Raw genomic sequence first — 16,010 nt, 5'->3', positions numbered from 1 at the left:
CAAATGCGAAGTCGGAACTTATTTCGATTTTCAACACTCGCATTTGCTGTACATACAGCGTGTATTGCAAGTTTAGCTTTACCCATGCAACATGCTTATGCAGAAACCGTTGTGGCAAAATCTTATAATATTCCTGCAGGAACTTTGGCCAATGTATTGAATCAGTTTGCTGAACAATCGGGGACATCAATTGCCATTGATGCGCAGCAATTAAAAGGGCAACACAGTTCAGGATTAAAAGGCAGCTATGCATTAGAGCAAGGTTTTCAGCATATTTTAGCCTCTTCAGCATTTTATGCAGTCAAAGTCGGACAAGGCTATACACTGGTCAAAAAGACAGCTAAAAATAGCAATCTATCTGCAAGTGCAGCGGCCACTACGATGAATCATACATCTTCAACTCAAGCTCAAGATGATGAAATCGCTGTTCGTTTAACACCACTGGTGGTCTATGGTCAAGAAGATCGTGATACGCAAGGCAGCAACAGAGTTTATGATGCCAATCGGTCTTCTGTTTATGCAGGCAAAGACTATATTGAGCGCTTTAAAGGCACCAATCCTGCCGATGTTTTGCAAGGTATGGTTGGGGTTTATAGTGGTGATGCCCGTAATAGCGGTGCTTTAGATCCGAGTGTACGTGGTGTGCAAGGGGTAGGTCGAGTACCCTTAACCATTGATGGTACTGAGCAGTCGATTGCGGTGTGGCGTGGTTACAATGGGGTGAATAACCGAAATTATATTGATCCAAATCTGATTGCGGGCATTGAAGTCATTAAAGGCCCATCACTGGAACGGAATACTACAACCTCAGTCGGTGGTGGTGTTGTGGTCAAGACCTTAGAAGCTGATGATATTGTTCGTCCAGGTAAAACCTTTGGCGCGGAATTAAAAGTAGAAGGTTCTACCAACTCAATTGATCCTTCATTGCCCGACATGAGTAAAATCGGCAAGAATTATAATGATACGACGCCGTGGGAGGATATTAATGGTCAAAAATACGATCCAGATATTTATAAAAAGAACCGCACTCGCAATGATAATTCTAACTTCTCGGGAGATGATTTAGCAGGCCGACTGGCATTGGCAATGAAACAAGATAAATTTGATTTATTGGCTGTTTATGCTGTTCGTGAAAGAGGCAACTATTTTTCAGGCACACATGGCGCCGGCTATTACAAACGGGCTGAGCCAAGCAATAGTCTTGATTTTATTCCATATTTCGCTCATTCCTATAAGCCTGGCAATGAAGTACCGAATACCTCAAGTCAGATGGAGTCTTGGCTATTTAAGGCTGGTTATCGACCAAGTGATGATCAAGCACTGAAATTCACTTATCGAGATACCAAAAATAGATTTGGTGAGATCATGCCTTCACGAATCGAATGGGGACTCACCCCTGAAATTGGTGTACCGCAATGGCCACTCAGTCATATTCGTTCTAAAGCCTACAGCTTAGAATATAAGTTTAAACCTGAGACCAATCAGTGGGTCGATTTCTATGCCAATATTTGGCAAACCGATACCGAAAGCGAAACTTACACACGGGGTGGATGGCCAACGATTATTGATTTTAGAGATAATCGTCTGATCAATACGGCAATCAGTCACTCAGACAACCGACGTCAAGGCATTAGTATCAGTAATAAAGCACAATTAACTGGTCAGCTCGATTTAACTTTAGGCGGAAGCTTCTTAAAAGAAAAGCTCACTTCTGATGATATTTATGGTGAATACGGCCCAAGTTATTCCTTATATCAGGCTTTACCTCGTGCGGGACGCCGTGAAGAAAAGACCTTTGATTTTAATTTCAACTATCGACCAGCTTCTTGGTTAAGCTTTGATGCGGGTATGCGTTATCGCTCTTATTGGGCCTTTGATGACTTCTTAAATAAATCGATCAGAGATGGTATTGATCCTGCGTTAAACCCTTTATTTACCAAGAAAAGTAAAGTCAAAGAATACAACTTTGAATATCGAACCATGCCTGAGAGTTATGATGCTCAGCAACAACGTATGCTAAACCTTTTAACGCAACGTTATGCAGCCAACAATCCTGATTGGGATGGCCGTTTAGAAACAGTGCCTGCATCAGAAACGGCCTTGTACAGCCGGATTTGGTCACAGAAAAATACACTCACTTGGAAAGCTGATGAAAATGGTCATTTGGCCCTAGCCGATAATATATTAAACCAACTGAATGCCTTAGGGCAGAAGTATGTGGTGATCGGCAGTGGTTTCCAACCTGTTGTAATTGAGCAAACTCCGATTGAATCGGCTCAGAAAGTAAAAGACAGTGGTTGGGCACCTCAACTTGGCGCATCTATTCATTTGACTGAAAACAATCGGCTTTATATACGCTATGCAGAGGAATATCGCTTACCCAGCTTATTTGAAAGTACGGTTGGCTTCTCGGCGATGATGCCATCTCAAGCAATTAAACCCGAACATGCGTTTAATTATGAAGTGGGTTATGTTTATGACATGCGTAACTGGCTCAGTTCAGCTCGCAATGCCGATATTAAGTTGGCCTATTACTACAACAAAACCAAAAACGTAATTGAGCGAAATCAAAATCTGATTTTTACCAATATGGATGAGCAAAAGCTTTCTGGCCTTGAGTTGCAAAGCCGTTTTGACAATGGTGCTTTCTTTACCGATTTAAGCATGGCTTATAACCTTAAAAATGAAGTCTGTGACAGTAATAGCGCCATTAATAAAATGATTAATAGCGGCACAATACAAACAGATCAAGGTATTCAATTCCGCGATGCTTATCAACGTTGCGTCGATGATGGTTTTCCGAATGGCTATCTCGTGACGATGTCGACACCTGAACTCAGCGCACATGCTTTATTCGGCGCGCGCTTTCTAGATGAAAGGCTTGAGCTTGGTGCGCGAGCAACTTTCTACAAAGGCTATGAAAGTCCATTACGTAAAAATAATGATGCAGGTATCAATAAAGGCTATTACCTCAATGTGCCTCTTGCTTGGGATGATACGTGGATTTTTGATGCCTATGCACGCTATCAAGTTGATAGCTATAACACAGTTGAATTTGTTGGAAATAATCTTTCGAACCAATTTTATATCGATCCTTTAACTCGCAGTGCGATGGCTGCACCAGGCCGTACCTTGAAAGTCAGCTGGACCACCAAGTTTTAACACAGAATTTAATTCCAACTTTCTAATGAGTCGGGATTAGATAAAGGTAAATAATGATATTGAATGATTATTATTTACAAAACCAGGGGCGGTTATAGATCTTACTGTTCCTATAACTAAATAGATAACGATAGCGTTATCTTTATTGAAACAATAACTTAGCTTTAGAAAAATGGAGTAACAATAAATGAAAATCTCTCAACTGTTCATCGGTCTTGTTGCATGTTCTGCTGTGTTTGCACATGCAGGTATTGATGGTGCTTCAAGTAATGAAAACAATATCATTATTGGTGCTGCTGCAAATGCCAGCCACCCAGGTGGTGCAGCAGCCGTTTCTGTACAAGCGGCTGGTGCACCCTACAATGCATTTACAGGTTTTAGCTCGTTAAAAGGTTTGGCACAAGCGTTCACTGCACGCGGTGCAAGCAATACTGATGTTACTGTCGGTAGCAAAACTTTTAATATCTCCCATATTCCTGTTTCGGCAATGCCACCTTCACATAGTGCCTTAGGTAATTTCAATTTTGGTCAGGTGGGCTCACAGGAAGTCTATTTTGGTGAATGGTGGAAAGCGGGTGATACAGCAGCAAGTGCAAGTCATACTGTTTATTACGCAGGTGACAATACCAATACTACAGTACCAACCTCTGGTACGGCGACTTATACCGTTGCAGGGATTAATGGTTCAGCAACCAATCTGCTAAGTGGTAATTTAACTGCTAACTTTGGTGCAGGTACTTTAGAAGGATCATTAACTGGAACAGGGACTGCTGTTTCAAGCTTAAGCTTAAATGGTGTGACATTTAATCCAGGTACTGCGGCATTCAGTGGCGGCGCTAGTGCAAATGGTACGGCTGGGCTAAATAATTCAGGTATTGTTCAAGGACACTTCTTTGGTGCAAATGCCGCAGCTTTAGCGGGTATTGCCGAGTTTAATAATGCTGCTTATAACACTGCCTTTGGTGGTGCGAAAAACTAATCAGGGTGAAAGGAATCTACAGCAGTAGATTCCTTTTTCTTGTTTATGACTGAATGATTTTTTACTTTTTTTACGGTTTTTATGAAAAGAACATTGCTGTGCTGTTTGATTTTATTGGCGAATTCATCACTCTACGCAGATGATGAGACACAACTTCGCCTGAATCAAAACTTGGATCAGAATTTATTACAACAACAGCACCAACTACAACAACAAGGGGCAATTCGGAGCACCGATGAACTACCGAATATTGTGATTAATGGTCAAGTATTTGAGGTTGAGAAGAACCAAGATGATCTTGCAAAAGCTTTATATTTGGCGGTCATGCAAAAGCAATGGGGTAATGCTGCTGTTTATCTAAAGCATTATCAACAATATGATGGCTATGACCAAGCATTAACAGATTTTGCCGAGGGAGCATTGGCTCGTGCGCAAGGCCAGCTCAAATTAGCCGAACAAAAATTTCAAAGCAGCCTCAATAAACAACCGAATAACCTTATTTGTGAACTTGAGTTAGCGCGCGTGCTGTTTGAACAGCAGAAGAACAAACAAGCAGCACGCCTTTTTACATCGATTCAAAACAAATTGGGGCAGAGTGATCGTGGTGTGATTCCACCAGAGGTTGAACAAACGGTTAATCTGTTTGTCAAAGCACTTGATCAACGTGATGCATGGCAAGGCAGTGTCGCAATTGGTCCATCCTATGCCACGAATCTGAATAGTTCTTCTGAACAAAGCAAAGCATGGACGCTATATGGCTTTGACAAAGATGGTAAGGTCATTCCTGTTAGAGAAATTACCCGCAGTAGCCCTAAAGCTGAGTCGGCAACAGGTGTGGACTATGAAGCCAGTTTAATGAAACGCTTTTCTCTGTATGGCAATCATGGGCTCTCCTTACGTGGTTTGGCTTATGGACAGTCTTATGACGATCGTGCCGACTTTAATGAATCCACTCTCAATATCAATGCTGGCTATAGTTTTTTTGATTTAAAAAATCAAATCACCATTGCACCGTTATTTGAGCACAAACGTTATGCCAATGATGGCCTATACAATGCTTGGGGCGCGCGCGCAGAATGGATGCGATTCATTTCCGCTGATAAAGCACTCAAGCTTGAAGCTGAAATCAAAGATTTAAATTATCAAAAATATAAGACCCTAGATGGTAAAGAAAGTTCAGCTATGCTGACTTTTTGGAAGATTCTACCTGAACAATGGACCTTATTCGGTGGCTTGGATGTCTTAGATCATGATACCCAAGAAGAATACATGGCGGCGTACCAGCAACAAGGTGTTCGTTTAGGTCTGAGTAAATCGTGGAGTGCTGGCTTTAATACCACTTTATTCAGTTTGTATCGTTGGCGACAGTTTGATCGTTACGTGGCGGCATTTCAAACACGCCGTCAAGATTTTGAGCAAAACTACACCTTTGTGTTGCAAATGCCTCGTTTCAAATTCTATGGTGTGACGCCGAATCTAACCTATCGCTATAACCGTAATAACAGCAATGTGGATTGGTTATATTCCTATGACAAACACAATGTCAGCCTAAAACTTGAGCACCGTTTTTAGGGGGAATGGCGATGAAATCAAAATTCCTATATCCGCGCTATGACTTTAGTACAAAAGGACCACCTATTCGGATTTGGGCACTTTCGCAGCGTAAGTTAATCATTGTGACAGTGGTCATTGTTTTACATTTACTTGGATTGTGGTCGTTGAGCCATTTTATTGAGCCTTATACTTTGGCAGCTTCACCCAAAGTGAATGCGTTGAAAGTTCATTTTGTGTCTTTATCAGCTTCAGAACGTGCATCTCCTCAAGCAACTGCAAAAGTTGAAGTTGCCCAAACATCAACAATACCCGTATTAGAAAAACAAACAAGCACTCGCGCTGCTCCGACCCATACTGAAAACACAGAGCAAAAAGTGATAAGCAGTCAGAGTGCTGTGCATGAAGTGGCTAAGCAACAAAGCAGCCACAAAGTTGCGAGTTTAGCTGCGACATCCACAGCAGCAATAGCGGCTCAAGTGTCTGAAAATAAAGTGAAGCAAGATACCCAAGCGGATCAATCTTCGCAGATGTTGACAGAAAATCTGCTCAGTTCGAAACAACAAATAGGGCAGGCTCAATCCCAGTCGGGTGGTGTAAATACAGCAGCAACACAACAGGAATTGGCTCGTGCGCCGGAAAGCCAAGTTGATCGTGATGAACCTGTTCAAGTCAGTAGTGTTGATGTATTGAGCTTTGGCAAGCTTGCTTACGATGATCGGGAACTTAAACAACAAAACCGTGTGGTTGAATTACGGCTACGCATCAATGAAAACGGTCAGCCCATCGAAATTCAAATCAAACAAAGTTCAGGGATTAGCAGCCTAGATCAGCGTGTTTTACAAGCCGCTCGCCAGTCCAAATTCAAACCTTACAAGATCAATGGTCGCGCTGTGGCCGTTGTGGTGGATTTCCCCGTGCAACTCAAACTCAGTCGGAGTCGTTAACCGATGAGTCCTATTCCTTTTCTAGGAGAATGATGATGAACGCAGCAACAGAGCAAATGATTGCCAATAGCCTTTCTCAGCGGTTAAAGCAGGAAACAGCGGCAGAACATGAGCGTATGCACCAGTTAATGGCGCAAGCAGATGTATTTTCAAGCAAGGAGAAATACGCTCAATTTACCTTGTCACAATATTATTTCCAGCAGGAAATAGAACATCTTTTTGAACAAGAAGGCGTCGCTGGACTGATTCCCGATTTAGGAATTCGTGGCCGTTCTAAACAAGCCTTTGATGACTTGCAGGATTTGGGTATTCAGCCCGCAGGTCAGACATTACAAAGTGCAGAAGTCAAATTGCCTGAAGCACTGGGTTGGATCTATGTTTCAGAAGGTTCGACTTTAGGTGCTGCATTTCTGTTTAAACAAGCGCAGAAGCAGTTAGGTTTCTCCGAAACATTTGCAGCACGCAATTTGGCGGCTTATCCAGAAGGTCGGGCGAAAGTGTGGAAACGCTTTGTTGAAGCACTTGATGAGGCTGCTTTTGATCAAGATTTGCAAGATCGTGTGGTACAAGGCGCACTGGATGCATTTGACTATTTTGGGAAAGCATTGAACCAGCTCGACGAATTGAAATAAGTGTTGAGGCAGTAAAAGCTTATTCAATATGGAGAACACTAATCGCATGGATAATCAAATGAAAACAGATACCTTATCATCAACACCACAGCCAGCTAGCAAGTTAGCACGTTCAGTGTGGTGGCGATTATTGTTTATCTGTCTGGCTTGGCTATGCATCGGTTTAGGGATTCTTGGGATTTTTATTCCTGGCCTACCAACGGTTGATTTCATTCTGTTGGCAGTGTTCTTTGCCGCTCGAGGCTCTGAAAAGCTGCATCAATGGTTCCTCAACCATCGCTTAATAGGCCCAATCATCCAAGAGTGGCAAGAAAACCGACGTATCCCCAAAAAAGCAAAATATATCTCGACCGTCAGTATGAGTATTGCTGCGGGTGTTATGATCTGGACTATTCCACATCCATGGGTGGTCTATCCACTGATTGCCTGTATGGCAACAGTATTGATCTGGATGTGGATGCGGGATAAAGATTGAGAGCATTATCATCAGCGAATATCGACTATTGGGCAGGCCGCATCGGCTTGCTCTTTTATTACTCGGTATAATAAACTTATCTTAATATTTGCTTCGGTTGTAAGATTGCTCTGATGTACAAGGCTATATTCTTTGATATTGATGATACTTTGCTGAATTTTAGTGTCGCTAACCGCGCTGCTTTTATTCAATCTTTCGCTGAATTTAATTTAGATCATGATGATTTGACCTATTCTACCTATAAAGCCATTAATCATCATTTGTGGGAAAAGCAGAAGCTAGGTCAAATTACCGTACAAGATGTAATTAATAATCGATTTAAAGAATTATTCCGAGCATTAAATGTTGAACTTAATCATGATCATTTCCGTGATACTTTTCAGGGAAATTTAGCCAAAGAGCATACCCTCGAAGCTGGCGCTGCTGAAGCTATTCATTATTTAAGTCAAAAATATAAGCTCTTTGCAGCATCCAATAGTATTCTCAGTCAACAAAGAGCTCGTTTAGGTTTGGCTGGTTTATTGCCACATTTCTCTGATTTATATATTTCAGATGACATTGGTTATGAAAAACCGGATCAGCGTTTTTTTGAAACATGTCTGCATAGAAGCCAGATCGCTAAAGAAGATGTCCTGTTCATTGGGGATAGTCTTGAAGCTGATATGAAAGGTGCCGCTTCTTGCCAGATCTCGACCTGTTGGTATAACCCGAAAAATCTACCGAACAAATTAGCCTTAGATCTGACTCATACCATTCAACATTTATCTGATTTGGTCAGGATTTTATAAATCAATGCGATCTGGCTGATGGGGTTTAAGATGAATTAAAATCAGCCAGTAACAGACCGCTGGAATGAGGGCGATAAACCAAGCAAAAACATCAGCATAGACCAGCCACCATTGCTTCAGGAGTTGGCCTGTATACCCCCAGCCTAAAAGAATAAAAAAGGGTGCCGCAACGACTAATGAGCCTAAGCAGATTGTGAGAAAATTTAGATATTGATATCGGTTTAAGATAAGCGAGAACAAGAATGAAAATGGAACGGTTAAAAGGCAATAAGCCAAATAAACCAGAAGATGCCCAACAATAACTGCAAATATAGAACCCAATTTAAATTCATTGTTCATGAGAATAAATAGCACAGCCATAAAGCAAAGTAAGGGAATTGGGGCCAATAACAGCGATTTTAAAATGATCTTTTTATTATATTTCAAATGAAATTCCTCAAGCTGTATGATTACATATTGCATAACTTTAATACATATTGCGTAACTATATTCGCTCTGCTAGTCTTTTTAGCGACTTAAAGGATATTTAAATCTATATTTGGAATTTTAGATAGATAAACTGGAAGAATCAAAAAGGGAAGATAACAATGTTAAAAGAGACCAATATAGAGACTGAGTCATCAAAACAAGCAATTGTGATTACACTGATCCTATGTTTCATTTTTGCCATTATTGAAGGGTTTGATCTGCAATCTATGGGGGTTGCTGCACCGCGGATGAAAGCAGAAATGCTATTAAACAGTGCTGAGATGGGGTGGGTATTTAGTGCCGCCGTATTAGGCACATTACCTGGGGCATTGATTGCAGGACGAATTGCAGACTCGATTGGACGCAAGAAAGTTTTCATCACCTCGATTGCCGTTTTTGGTCTAATGTCCTTATTGACACCTTTTACCAAAGATTTGAATTCCTTACTTTTAGTCCGTTTTCTGACTGGTTTGGGCATGGGTGGGGCTTTACCGATTGTCATTACGATGGTTTCTGAAGCAGTACCTGAAAAATATAAAGCAACAGCGGTCAGTGCCATGTACTGTGGTATGCCAATCGGCGGGGTCTTAACCTCAGTGGTGGCTTTATCTCTAACCGCAGATCACGAATGGCGTCATATCTTTTATATTGGCGGGATTGCCCCCTTAATTCTGGTTCCTATTCTTATTTTGTTTTTACCTGAATCAAAAGCATATTTAAACAAAATCCCTCAGGTCACAACACAAAAACAAAGTGTACTGACCGTACTTTTTGCCAAACCACGTGTGGTGGTGACCTCTAGTCTATGGCTCAGCTTTTTTGGTACGTTACTGGTTTTAGCATTGTTTCAGAACTGGTTACCGACGTTAATCTCGGGACTAGGACTCAATAAACAACAAGCCAGTTATATTCAGATTGGTTTTAATTTAGGGGGTTCTATCGGTGTATTGATTTTAGGTTTGATGCTGGATCGACTCAATAAATTTTTTATTGTTGCCAGTGTTTATGCGGGCATTTTGGCTTCTTTAATTGGTTTAGCTTATTCCAATAGCGTGTCGAGTTTTATCTTGTTTGCGACAAGTTGCGGAATGTTTGTGATTGGTTGCCAGTCAATTTTATATACCTTAGCAGCAAAATATTATCCAACTGAAATGCGAGGAACAGGGGTCGGTGCTGCTGTTGCTATAGGACGCTTAGGCGCTTTTGCTGGTCCGTTAGTAGCAGGTTATTTATTGGGGATAGGTCAAAGTGAAATTGTGGTGATTGCATCGAGTATTCCAATGATTTTATTGGCCGCAATCTCTGCATTAATGTTGCTGCGTAAACCAGAGCATTCAGTCAACCAGAAAGAATCTCTAGGCACGGTAACATCTTCGCTTTAAACAAAGCGTAAAACCTTGACGGTGAAATAAACCGTCAAGGAGAGGCTTCAGAGCAACATTAAAACTTCAGCTTTTTAAGCCCACGGTTGATCCCGTTTTGTAGTGCTGCTTTAATAATTGGACCAATGAATGGAAGTCGACCTTTAAAGCTAATGGTGTAATCAAATCGAGTGCGATTCGCGCCTAAATCGCTAAACTTCATGATTCCTCGATGCGCTTTAATCGGGCTGATTCCACTGGTAATTGCATATTCAATCAATTCATTTTCTTGATAGACCAAGTTGGTTTCAACAAAAGAAGGGGCTAAAGGGATAGACAGTTTTCGTGCAGAACCCACGCCATTTCGTGCATCCTTCCCATTACTGATTCGCGTGATTTTTGCAGGTGCAAAGATTTTACTGAGGTTTTCATGTTCACTGAGCACTGCAAAGACCTTGTCTACTGGCGCATTGAATTCTTGTATTATCTTAACTTGTTGTGTTTTTAGCATATTGGAACCCTTCCAAATAAATTGACATAGTGTATTGTCAGTATTTGGATATTAGCATGTATTTTATCCATTCTGAATTTTACTTGGTCGGAAATTCGCATGCTTTTCTATACAACTCAGTCATATCTATTTTCGGACTTAGAATGGTCGATACTTCATATTATGATTGTTTTCGTTCTTTGAGTGATTGGCTTGGTGCAATCCCAGTCCAACGTTTATAAGCTTGTGAAAAAGTAGATAAATCAGAAAAACCAAGTTGCTCAGCGACCTGTGTGAGGCTTAACTTTCCTGATAAAAGTTCATTGGCACGTTGATGTAATACTTCATTTTGAATCAATCTAAACGAGGTGTTTTCTTCTTGTAAACGTCTTTTTAAGGTACGTTCACTGATATGCAATTTGCTGGCAATGTCAATCAGGGTAAGAAGCTTGCCAGGCGGTGCATTGCTTAAAAAGTCACGGACAATCATAGTGGTGGTCAAAGTGGTATGCCGTTGATTAATCAGTTCCGAACATAAACGTTCACACATAGCCGCAGTATTTGCATTGGCATGCGGTAGTGGCTGGTTTAATTGAGCTGCGTCGAACTTTAATTCATTACTTTTTTGCTCAAATAAAATCGGTGCCTTTAAAAAATGCTGTGGCAGTTCTGTGAAAGATTGCTGTGGTTGAGGGTTTTTAAGATGAAAGGCATCAAATTGAAAGCAAGCTTCATAAATATCGCTAATGACTCTCGAGGTAGCCGCCATCGCACGTGCAATGACAAACTGTTGTAATTCTATTGAGAGGTTGGCGGGTTCGGTAAAATGTATAATAGCGTGTTGTTTTTCCAAACGGAAACTGATTTTAACAAAGGTATAAGTTAGGGGAAGATAACGCTTTGCTAATTTAAATGCATCTAAGCCTGTTGCACTACTCATGAGAGCATAACCCAAAATGCCATAAGTGGTCAGTTTATGCTGAAAGCCAACAATCAAGCCTAAAGTTGTTGTATCGATTGCCAAGTGCTGAGTTAAATTTGTAATCACGGCAATTTCTTGCTCAGCGCTCACAACACAGTTGGCATCATTTAATCTGTTCAGGTTTAATCCAGTTCCAAGCAAGAGCAAACTTTTTTGTAGATGTTGGCGTTCCGCTAATTCGAGCAACAACTGCACACTGGAAGGTGCACGTAGATAATCTTGAAACTCAAACATTGATTGGCCTAAAAACTAAACTCCATGTCCCAATCTAGCATGGCTGTATCGTTGCTAAAAGCCTAAGATTTGATTATCCGATATGAGGCAACAACAAGATATGAATACCATTCAATATGTAAATTCGGTCAGTTTGGTACGTCAATATATCCAAAAATTAGGTGTAGGTATCTTGATGATGTGTGCAGTCAGTAGTTCTTTTGCCAAAGAAATAAAAGTGGGAGATACCGCAATGACCTATCAAAACCAAATCGCTTGGCAGCAAATCGAACAATTTCTTCCTCAACAATTCCATATTCCAAAAGATCAGTTGCCGAAGGAAGAGTGGTGGGCATGGAAAGGTAACAATATTCATTTAGATACCTATCGAAATCCACAGGCAAAAATCAAAGTGATTTTATTTCATGGTGTTGGAACCAATGGCCGACAGATGTCGATGATTCTCGGTAAGCCTTTGGCCGATCGTGGTTATGAAACCATTGCGATTGATATGCCAGGTTATGGTATGACCCAAGTCGGCAAAGGCAACTTGATTCGATATGAAGATTGGGTACAGGCAGGCAGCGACCTAATTGATTTTGAATTGGCCAAAGATAATCGCCCAATTGTATTGTATGGTTTGAGTGCTGGTGGAATGCTAACTTACCATGTAGCTGCCAAGAATAAAAAAGTAAAGGCAATTGTAGGAATGACCTTTCTTGATACAAGTAACCAAGTGGTGAAAGACACGGTTGCAAGTAACTTATTTATGAGCCGTGTCGGTACGCCTTTGGCACATTGGAGCGCAAAGACACCATTGGCTTCAATGCGAGTGCCGATGAGTTGGGCCAGTAAAATGAGTACGTTAGTGAATAATAAAGCGGCTTTAAAAGTGTTTATGAAAGATAAAACCTCAGCAGGTAACGCTGTTTCACTGGCCTTTTTAGATTCATATATTCACTATAAACCTGAAGTGGCCGCTGAAGATTTTGATGTGAGTCCAATTTTATTGACTCAACCTGCCCAAGACCGTTGGACACCGCTTGATTTAAGTACACCTTTTCTAAGCCGTATCCATAAGGTACCTGTTAAAACCGTGATGTTGGAAAATGCAGGGCATTATCCCTTAGAACAGCCTGGTTTATCGCAAATGGTGGATGCGATTGATCAGTTTTACCAAAGCACGATAAATAAAAAGTGATCAATTGCTTACTGGCAAAAAGACTATACCGAGGTATAGTCTTTTGAATTGAAAGAAAAAATTTCAGCTTAATAAGCGAGTTTTAACAATACTCTAAAGAACATTGCAATCATCAATAAACCGAAGAATCCAGCAAGCCAAAGTACGATAAACCATTGTGTTTTTGATAGTTTCATGACATCGCCTCCTAGTGATAGCCCGTATCACCAACCCGTACTTTATCCCTAAATACCCAGTACGACATGATGGTATAGGCGATAATGATTGGAATCAGAATCAATGCACCAACCAAGGCAAACTTTTGACTGGAATGCGGTGCAGCTGCTTGCCAAATGGTAACTGATGGCGGAATAATATTCGGCCAGAGGCTGATGACAAATCCAGTAAAGGCCAAGAATACCAAGGCCAAGGTATAGATAAACGGTTTTAACTCTTGGCGTTGTTTACATGCCTTTAAAATCAGGAAGGTAAACAACAACACCAAGATCGGCACTGGGCTAAAGTACAGCAGATTTGGCAAGGCAAACCAACGTGCTGCAATTTCAGGATGAGTGAGAGGGGTATATAGACTCACCCCTGCAAAGACCACAAACAGTAAGATGATCAGTTTAGGCATCAATCCATACATTTGATCTTGTAACTCATGGTCCGTTTTCATAATCAGCCAGCCACAACCAAGCGCGGCGTACATCGCAACTACACCCAGCCCTGTAAATAGAGCGAATGGGGTCAGCCAGTCCAAGCCTGAACCTGAGAAAATACCATTGGTGGTTTGGATACCTTGAATATAAGCCCCTAAAATCACGCCTTGCAGGAAGCTCGATAGAATTGAACCCCAGATAAATGCTTGATCCCATAAATATTTGGTGCGATTGGCTTTAAAACGGAACTCAAAAGCAACACCACGGAAAATCAGTGCAATCACCATCAGGGTAATTGGCATATACAAAGCTGAAAGCACCGTTGAATACACCAATGGAAAGGCTGCGAATAGGCCAGCACCGCCAAGTACCATCCACGTTTCATTGCCATCCCAGACTGGTGCGACGGTATTCATCATCACATCACGTTCTTCGCTGCTTTTAATGAACGGAAATAGAATACCAATGCCGAGATCAAAACCATCCAGAATGACATAGATCAGAACACCAAGGCCGATAATGCCAACCCAAATCAGAGATAAATCAATCATGGTGCTTCTCCTTGTTTGGGTCTTGCTGATCAATGCTTTCATCAACTGCACTTAATGGACGCATTGGGGTTTTGAAATGCCCATGTCCTGCGGGCTCAAGATCAACAGCCTCAACAAATTGCGGGCCTTTATGCATCAGTTTCAGCATATAGTAGATCCCGATACCAAACACAACACAGTACACCACCACAAAGATAATCAAGGTCAGACCAACTTGTTCGGCAGAAACAGGAGAAAGCGCATCTTTGGTGCGCATCACCCCATACACCACCCAAGGTTGACGGCCCACTTCCGTGGTAAACCAACCTGCCAGTACGGCGATAAATCCTGATGGCCCCATGACTAAAGCAAAGCGGTGAAACCATTTACTTTCAAACAGCTTTCCTGTTTTTCTGAGCCAAGCACCAGCGAAGGCAAGCAAAAGCATGAGCATACCTAAGCCCACCATGATGCGGAAACTCCAGAACACAATGGTCGAATTTGGTCGGTCTTCAGGGGCAAAGTCTTTTAAGCCTTTAACAGTCCCATCCATAGAATGGGTTAAGATCAGACTGCCTAGATTTGGAATTGCAATAGCATATTTAGTCCGTTCTTCTTGCATATCAGGAACGCCAAATAAGTACAGCGGCATCCCTTCATTATAGTTAGTCTCCCAATGACCCTCCATTGCGGCAAGTTTGGCAGGTTGATGTTCTAATGTATTCAGACCATGGGCATCTCCAACAAAGACTTGCAAAGGTGCTAAGACCAGAATAAGCCACATTGCCATTGAGAATGAGGTCTTGACCAAGGCATCACGACGGCCTTTGAGTAAATGCCAAGCTGCTGTTGCAGCAACAAGTAGTGCTGCAACCATAAAGGCTGCAATTGCCATATGCACCAGTCGATACGGGAAAGATGGATTAAAGACGATTGCCCACCAATCGGTTGGCACAATAATGCCATTCTCAATGGCAAAGCCTTGAGGCGTTTGCATCCAACTGTTGGAGGACAAAATCCAGAACATGGAAATACAGGTGCCGATGGCAACCATCAAGGTGGCAAAGAAATGGGCTTTGGGACTAACGCGTCCCCAACCAAACAACATGATACCGAGGAAACCAGCCTCCAAGAAGAATGCACTGAGCACTTCATAGGTGAGTAAAGGCCCGGTGACACTCCCCGCAACACGGGAGAATTCGCTCCAGTTGGTCCCAAACTGGTAACTCATGACCACGCCTGAAACTACGCCCATACCAAAAGCGACTGCGAAAATTTTGACCCAGTACTTAAACAGATCTTTATAAATCGGATCTTGGGTACGCAGCCAACGCCATTCTAAAACTGCTAAAAAGCTGGCCAATCCGATCGAGATGGCAGGGAAAATAATATGGAAAGAAACGGTAAAGGCAAATTGTATACGTGCCAGTTCGAGTGCGGTAAAACCTAAAGTCATGGCAGCACCTCATCTTGCAATTGATCAGCTAAACCTACAGTTGCAAATATTCCTACCAATTTACAGGTATGATTAAAAAAACAGAACATTACTCTAATCTCTTGAAAATATAAGTTTTTCAAAACTCAACAGTT

The 16,010-nt window shown here is 41.6% G+C and carries 14 protein-coding genes; 9 read left to right on the top strand and 5 right to left on the bottom strand.

The window, feature by feature from the left end:
* Positions 1 to 3 precede the first annotated feature (3 nt).
* The 7 genes from NG55_RS00385 (at position 4) to NG55_RS00355 (ending at position 8,534) form a co-directional block, all read left to right on the top strand.
* Entirely contained in the window at positions 4 to 3,162 is a 3,159-nt protein-coding gene (locus NG55_RS00385; protein ID WP_323807360.1) for a hemophilin receptor HphR, read from the top strand.
* A gap of 187 nt (positions 3,163 to 3,349) precedes the next feature.
* Entirely contained in the window at positions 3,350 to 4,141 is a 792-nt protein-coding gene (locus NG55_RS00380; protein WP_016540099.1) for a Slam-dependent surface lipoprotein, read from the top strand.
* Between the two features lie 81 nt (positions 4,142 to 4,222).
* Positions 4,223 to 5,713: a hemophilin secretion modulator gene (locus tag NG55_RS00375; protein ID WP_065341956.1), complete on the top strand. Its 1,491-nt coding sequence runs from the start codon at positions 4,223 to 4,225 to the stop codon at positions 5,711 to 5,713.
* An 11-nt stretch (positions 5,714 to 5,724) separates the two neighbouring features.
* The gene (locus NG55_RS00370) at positions 5,725 to 6,639 is read left to right on the top strand and encodes an energy transducer TonB (protein WP_065341955.1); all 915 of its coding nucleotides are present in this window, start codon (positions 5,725 to 5,727) and stop codon (positions 6,637 to 6,639) included.
* A 32-nt stretch (positions 6,640 to 6,671) separates the two neighbouring features.
* Positions 6,672 to 7,271 (top strand): biliverdin-producing heme oxygenase, encoded by a 600-nt coding sequence (locus NG55_RS00365; RefSeq protein WP_141669868.1) that lies wholly within the window; start codon positions 6,672 to 6,674, stop codon positions 7,269 to 7,271.
* Between the two features lie 28 nt (positions 7,272 to 7,299).
* Entirely contained in the window at positions 7,300 to 7,746 is a 447-nt protein-coding gene (locus tag NG55_RS00360; RefSeq protein ID WP_032865568.1) for a YbaN family protein, read from the top strand.
* 113 nt (positions 7,747 to 7,859) lie between these two features.
* Positions 7,860 to 8,534 carry a YjjG family noncanonical pyrimidine nucleotidase gene (locus tag NG55_RS00355; RefSeq protein WP_016540104.1) on the top strand — a complete coding sequence of 225 codons (675 nt, stop codon included), beginning with the start codon at positions 7,860 to 7,862 and terminating at the stop codon, positions 8,532 to 8,534.
* On the opposite strand, the gene NG55_RS00350 is transcribed toward NG55_RS00355, so the two are convergent.
* Positions 8,529 to 8,960: a hypothetical protein gene (locus NG55_RS00350; protein WP_065342681.1), complete on the bottom strand. Its 432-nt coding sequence runs from the start codon at positions 8,958 to 8,960 to the stop codon at positions 8,529 to 8,531. The two genes, NG55_RS00355 and NG55_RS00350, sit on opposite strands and share 6 nt — an antisense overlap.
* A gap of 161 nt (positions 8,961 to 9,121) precedes the next feature.
* Between NG55_RS00350 and mhpT the strand changes: the two genes are divergently transcribed.
* Positions 9,122 to 10,384, top strand: coding sequence for a 3-(3-hydroxy-phenyl)propionate transporter MhpT (mhpT, locus tag NG55_RS00345; protein ID WP_065341953.1), 1,263 nt, complete (start codon positions 9,122 to 9,124; stop codon positions 10,382 to 10,384).
* 58 nt (positions 10,385 to 10,442) lie between these two features.
* Here the strand turns inward: mhpT and NG55_RS00340 are convergent, their stop codons facing one another.
* Together NG55_RS00340 and NG55_RS00335 are read right to left on the bottom strand one after the other, a co-directional pair.
* The gene (locus NG55_RS00340; protein ID WP_065341952.1) at positions 10,443 to 10,874 is read right to left on the bottom strand and encodes an SRPBCC family protein; all 432 of its coding nucleotides are present in this window, start codon (positions 10,872 to 10,874) and stop codon (positions 10,443 to 10,445) included.
* Between the two features lie 160 nt (positions 10,875 to 11,034).
* A complete protein-coding gene (locus NG55_RS00335; RefSeq protein WP_065341951.1) occupies positions 11,035 to 12,069 on the bottom strand; it encodes an AraC family transcriptional regulator in 1,035 nt (344 codons plus the stop codon).
* Between the two features lie 100 nt (positions 12,070 to 12,169).
* On the opposite strand from NG55_RS00335, the gene NG55_RS00330 reads away from it, so the two are divergent.
* Positions 12,170 to 13,249: an alpha/beta hydrolase gene (locus tag NG55_RS00330; protein WP_171257912.1), complete on the top strand. Its 1,080-nt coding sequence runs from the start codon at positions 12,170 to 12,172 to the stop codon at positions 13,247 to 13,249.
* 187 nt (positions 13,250 to 13,436) lie between these two features.
* Here NG55_RS00330 and cydB read toward each other — a convergent pair whose 3' ends face one another.
* Positions 13,437 to 14,441 carry a cytochrome d ubiquinol oxidase subunit II gene (cydB, locus tag NG55_RS00325; RefSeq protein ID WP_065341950.1) on the bottom strand — a complete coding sequence of 335 codons (1,005 nt, stop codon included), beginning with the start codon at positions 14,439 to 14,441 and terminating at the stop codon, positions 13,437 to 13,439.
* Positions 14,434 to 15,876, bottom strand: a complete 1,443-nt coding sequence (locus NG55_RS00320; RefSeq protein WP_065341949.1) for a cytochrome ubiquinol oxidase subunit I — start codon at positions 15,874 to 15,876, stop codon at positions 14,434 to 14,436. Before NG55_RS00320 ends, cydB begins: the two co-directional genes overlap by 8 nt.
* Positions 15,877 to 16,010 lie beyond the last annotated feature (134 nt).

It is taken from the genome of Acinetobacter gyllenbergii (genome assembly GCF_001682515.1).
GTDB classification, from domain to species: domain Bacteria; phylum Pseudomonadota; class Gammaproteobacteria; order Pseudomonadales; family Moraxellaceae; genus Acinetobacter; species Acinetobacter gyllenbergii.
This window is presented reverse-complemented; position numbering and strand designations above follow the sequence as displayed.

What these genes read in the sequence shown, in the direction of transcription:
- NG55_RS00385 (WP_323807360.1), top strand. Translation starts at nt 4, where the DNA reads ATGCGAAGTCGGAACTTATTTCGATTTTCAACACTCGCATTTGCTGTA.
- NG55_RS00380 (WP_016540099.1), top strand. Translation starts at nt 3,350, where the DNA reads ATGAAAATCTCTCAACTGTTCATCGGTCTTGTTGCATGTTCTGCTGTG.
- NG55_RS00375 (WP_065341956.1), top strand. Translation starts at nt 4,223, where the DNA reads ATGAAAAGAACATTGCTGTGCTGTTTGATTTTATTGGCGAATTCATCA.
- NG55_RS00370 (WP_065341955.1), top strand. Translation starts at nt 5,725, where the DNA reads ATGAAATCAAAATTCCTATATCCGCGCTATGACTTTAGTACAAAAGGA.
- NG55_RS00365 (WP_141669868.1), top strand. Translation starts at nt 6,672, where the DNA reads ATGATGAACGCAGCAACAGAGCAAATGATTGCCAATAGCCTTTCTCAG.
- NG55_RS00360 (WP_032865568.1), top strand. Translation starts at nt 7,300, where the DNA reads ATGGAGAACACTAATCGCATGGATAATCAAATGAAAACAGATACCTTA.
- NG55_RS00355 (WP_016540104.1), top strand. Translation starts at nt 7,860, where the DNA reads ATGTACAAGGCTATATTCTTTGATATTGATGATACTTTGCTGAATTTT.
- mhpT (WP_065341953.1), top strand. Translation starts at nt 9,122, where the DNA reads ATGTTAAAAGAGACCAATATAGAGACTGAGTCATCAAAACAAGCAATT.
- NG55_RS00340 (WP_065341952.1), bottom strand. Translation starts at nt 10,874, where the DNA reads ATGCTAAAAACACAACAAGTTAAGATAATACAAGAATTCAATGCGCCA.
- NG55_RS00335 (WP_065341951.1), bottom strand. Translation starts at nt 12,069, where the DNA reads ATGTTTGAGTTTCAAGATTATCTACGTGCACCTTCCAGTGTGCAGTTG.
- NG55_RS00330 (WP_171257912.1), top strand. Translation starts at nt 12,170, where the DNA reads ATGAATACCATTCAATATGTAAATTCGGTCAGTTTGGTACGTCAATAT.
- cydB (WP_065341950.1), bottom strand. Translation starts at nt 14,441, where the DNA reads ATGATTGATTTATCTCTGATTTGGGTTGGCATTATCGGCCTTGGTGTT.
- NG55_RS00320 (WP_065341949.1), bottom strand. Translation starts at nt 15,876, where the DNA reads ATGACTTTAGGTTTTACCGCACTCGAACTGGCACGTATACAATTTGCC.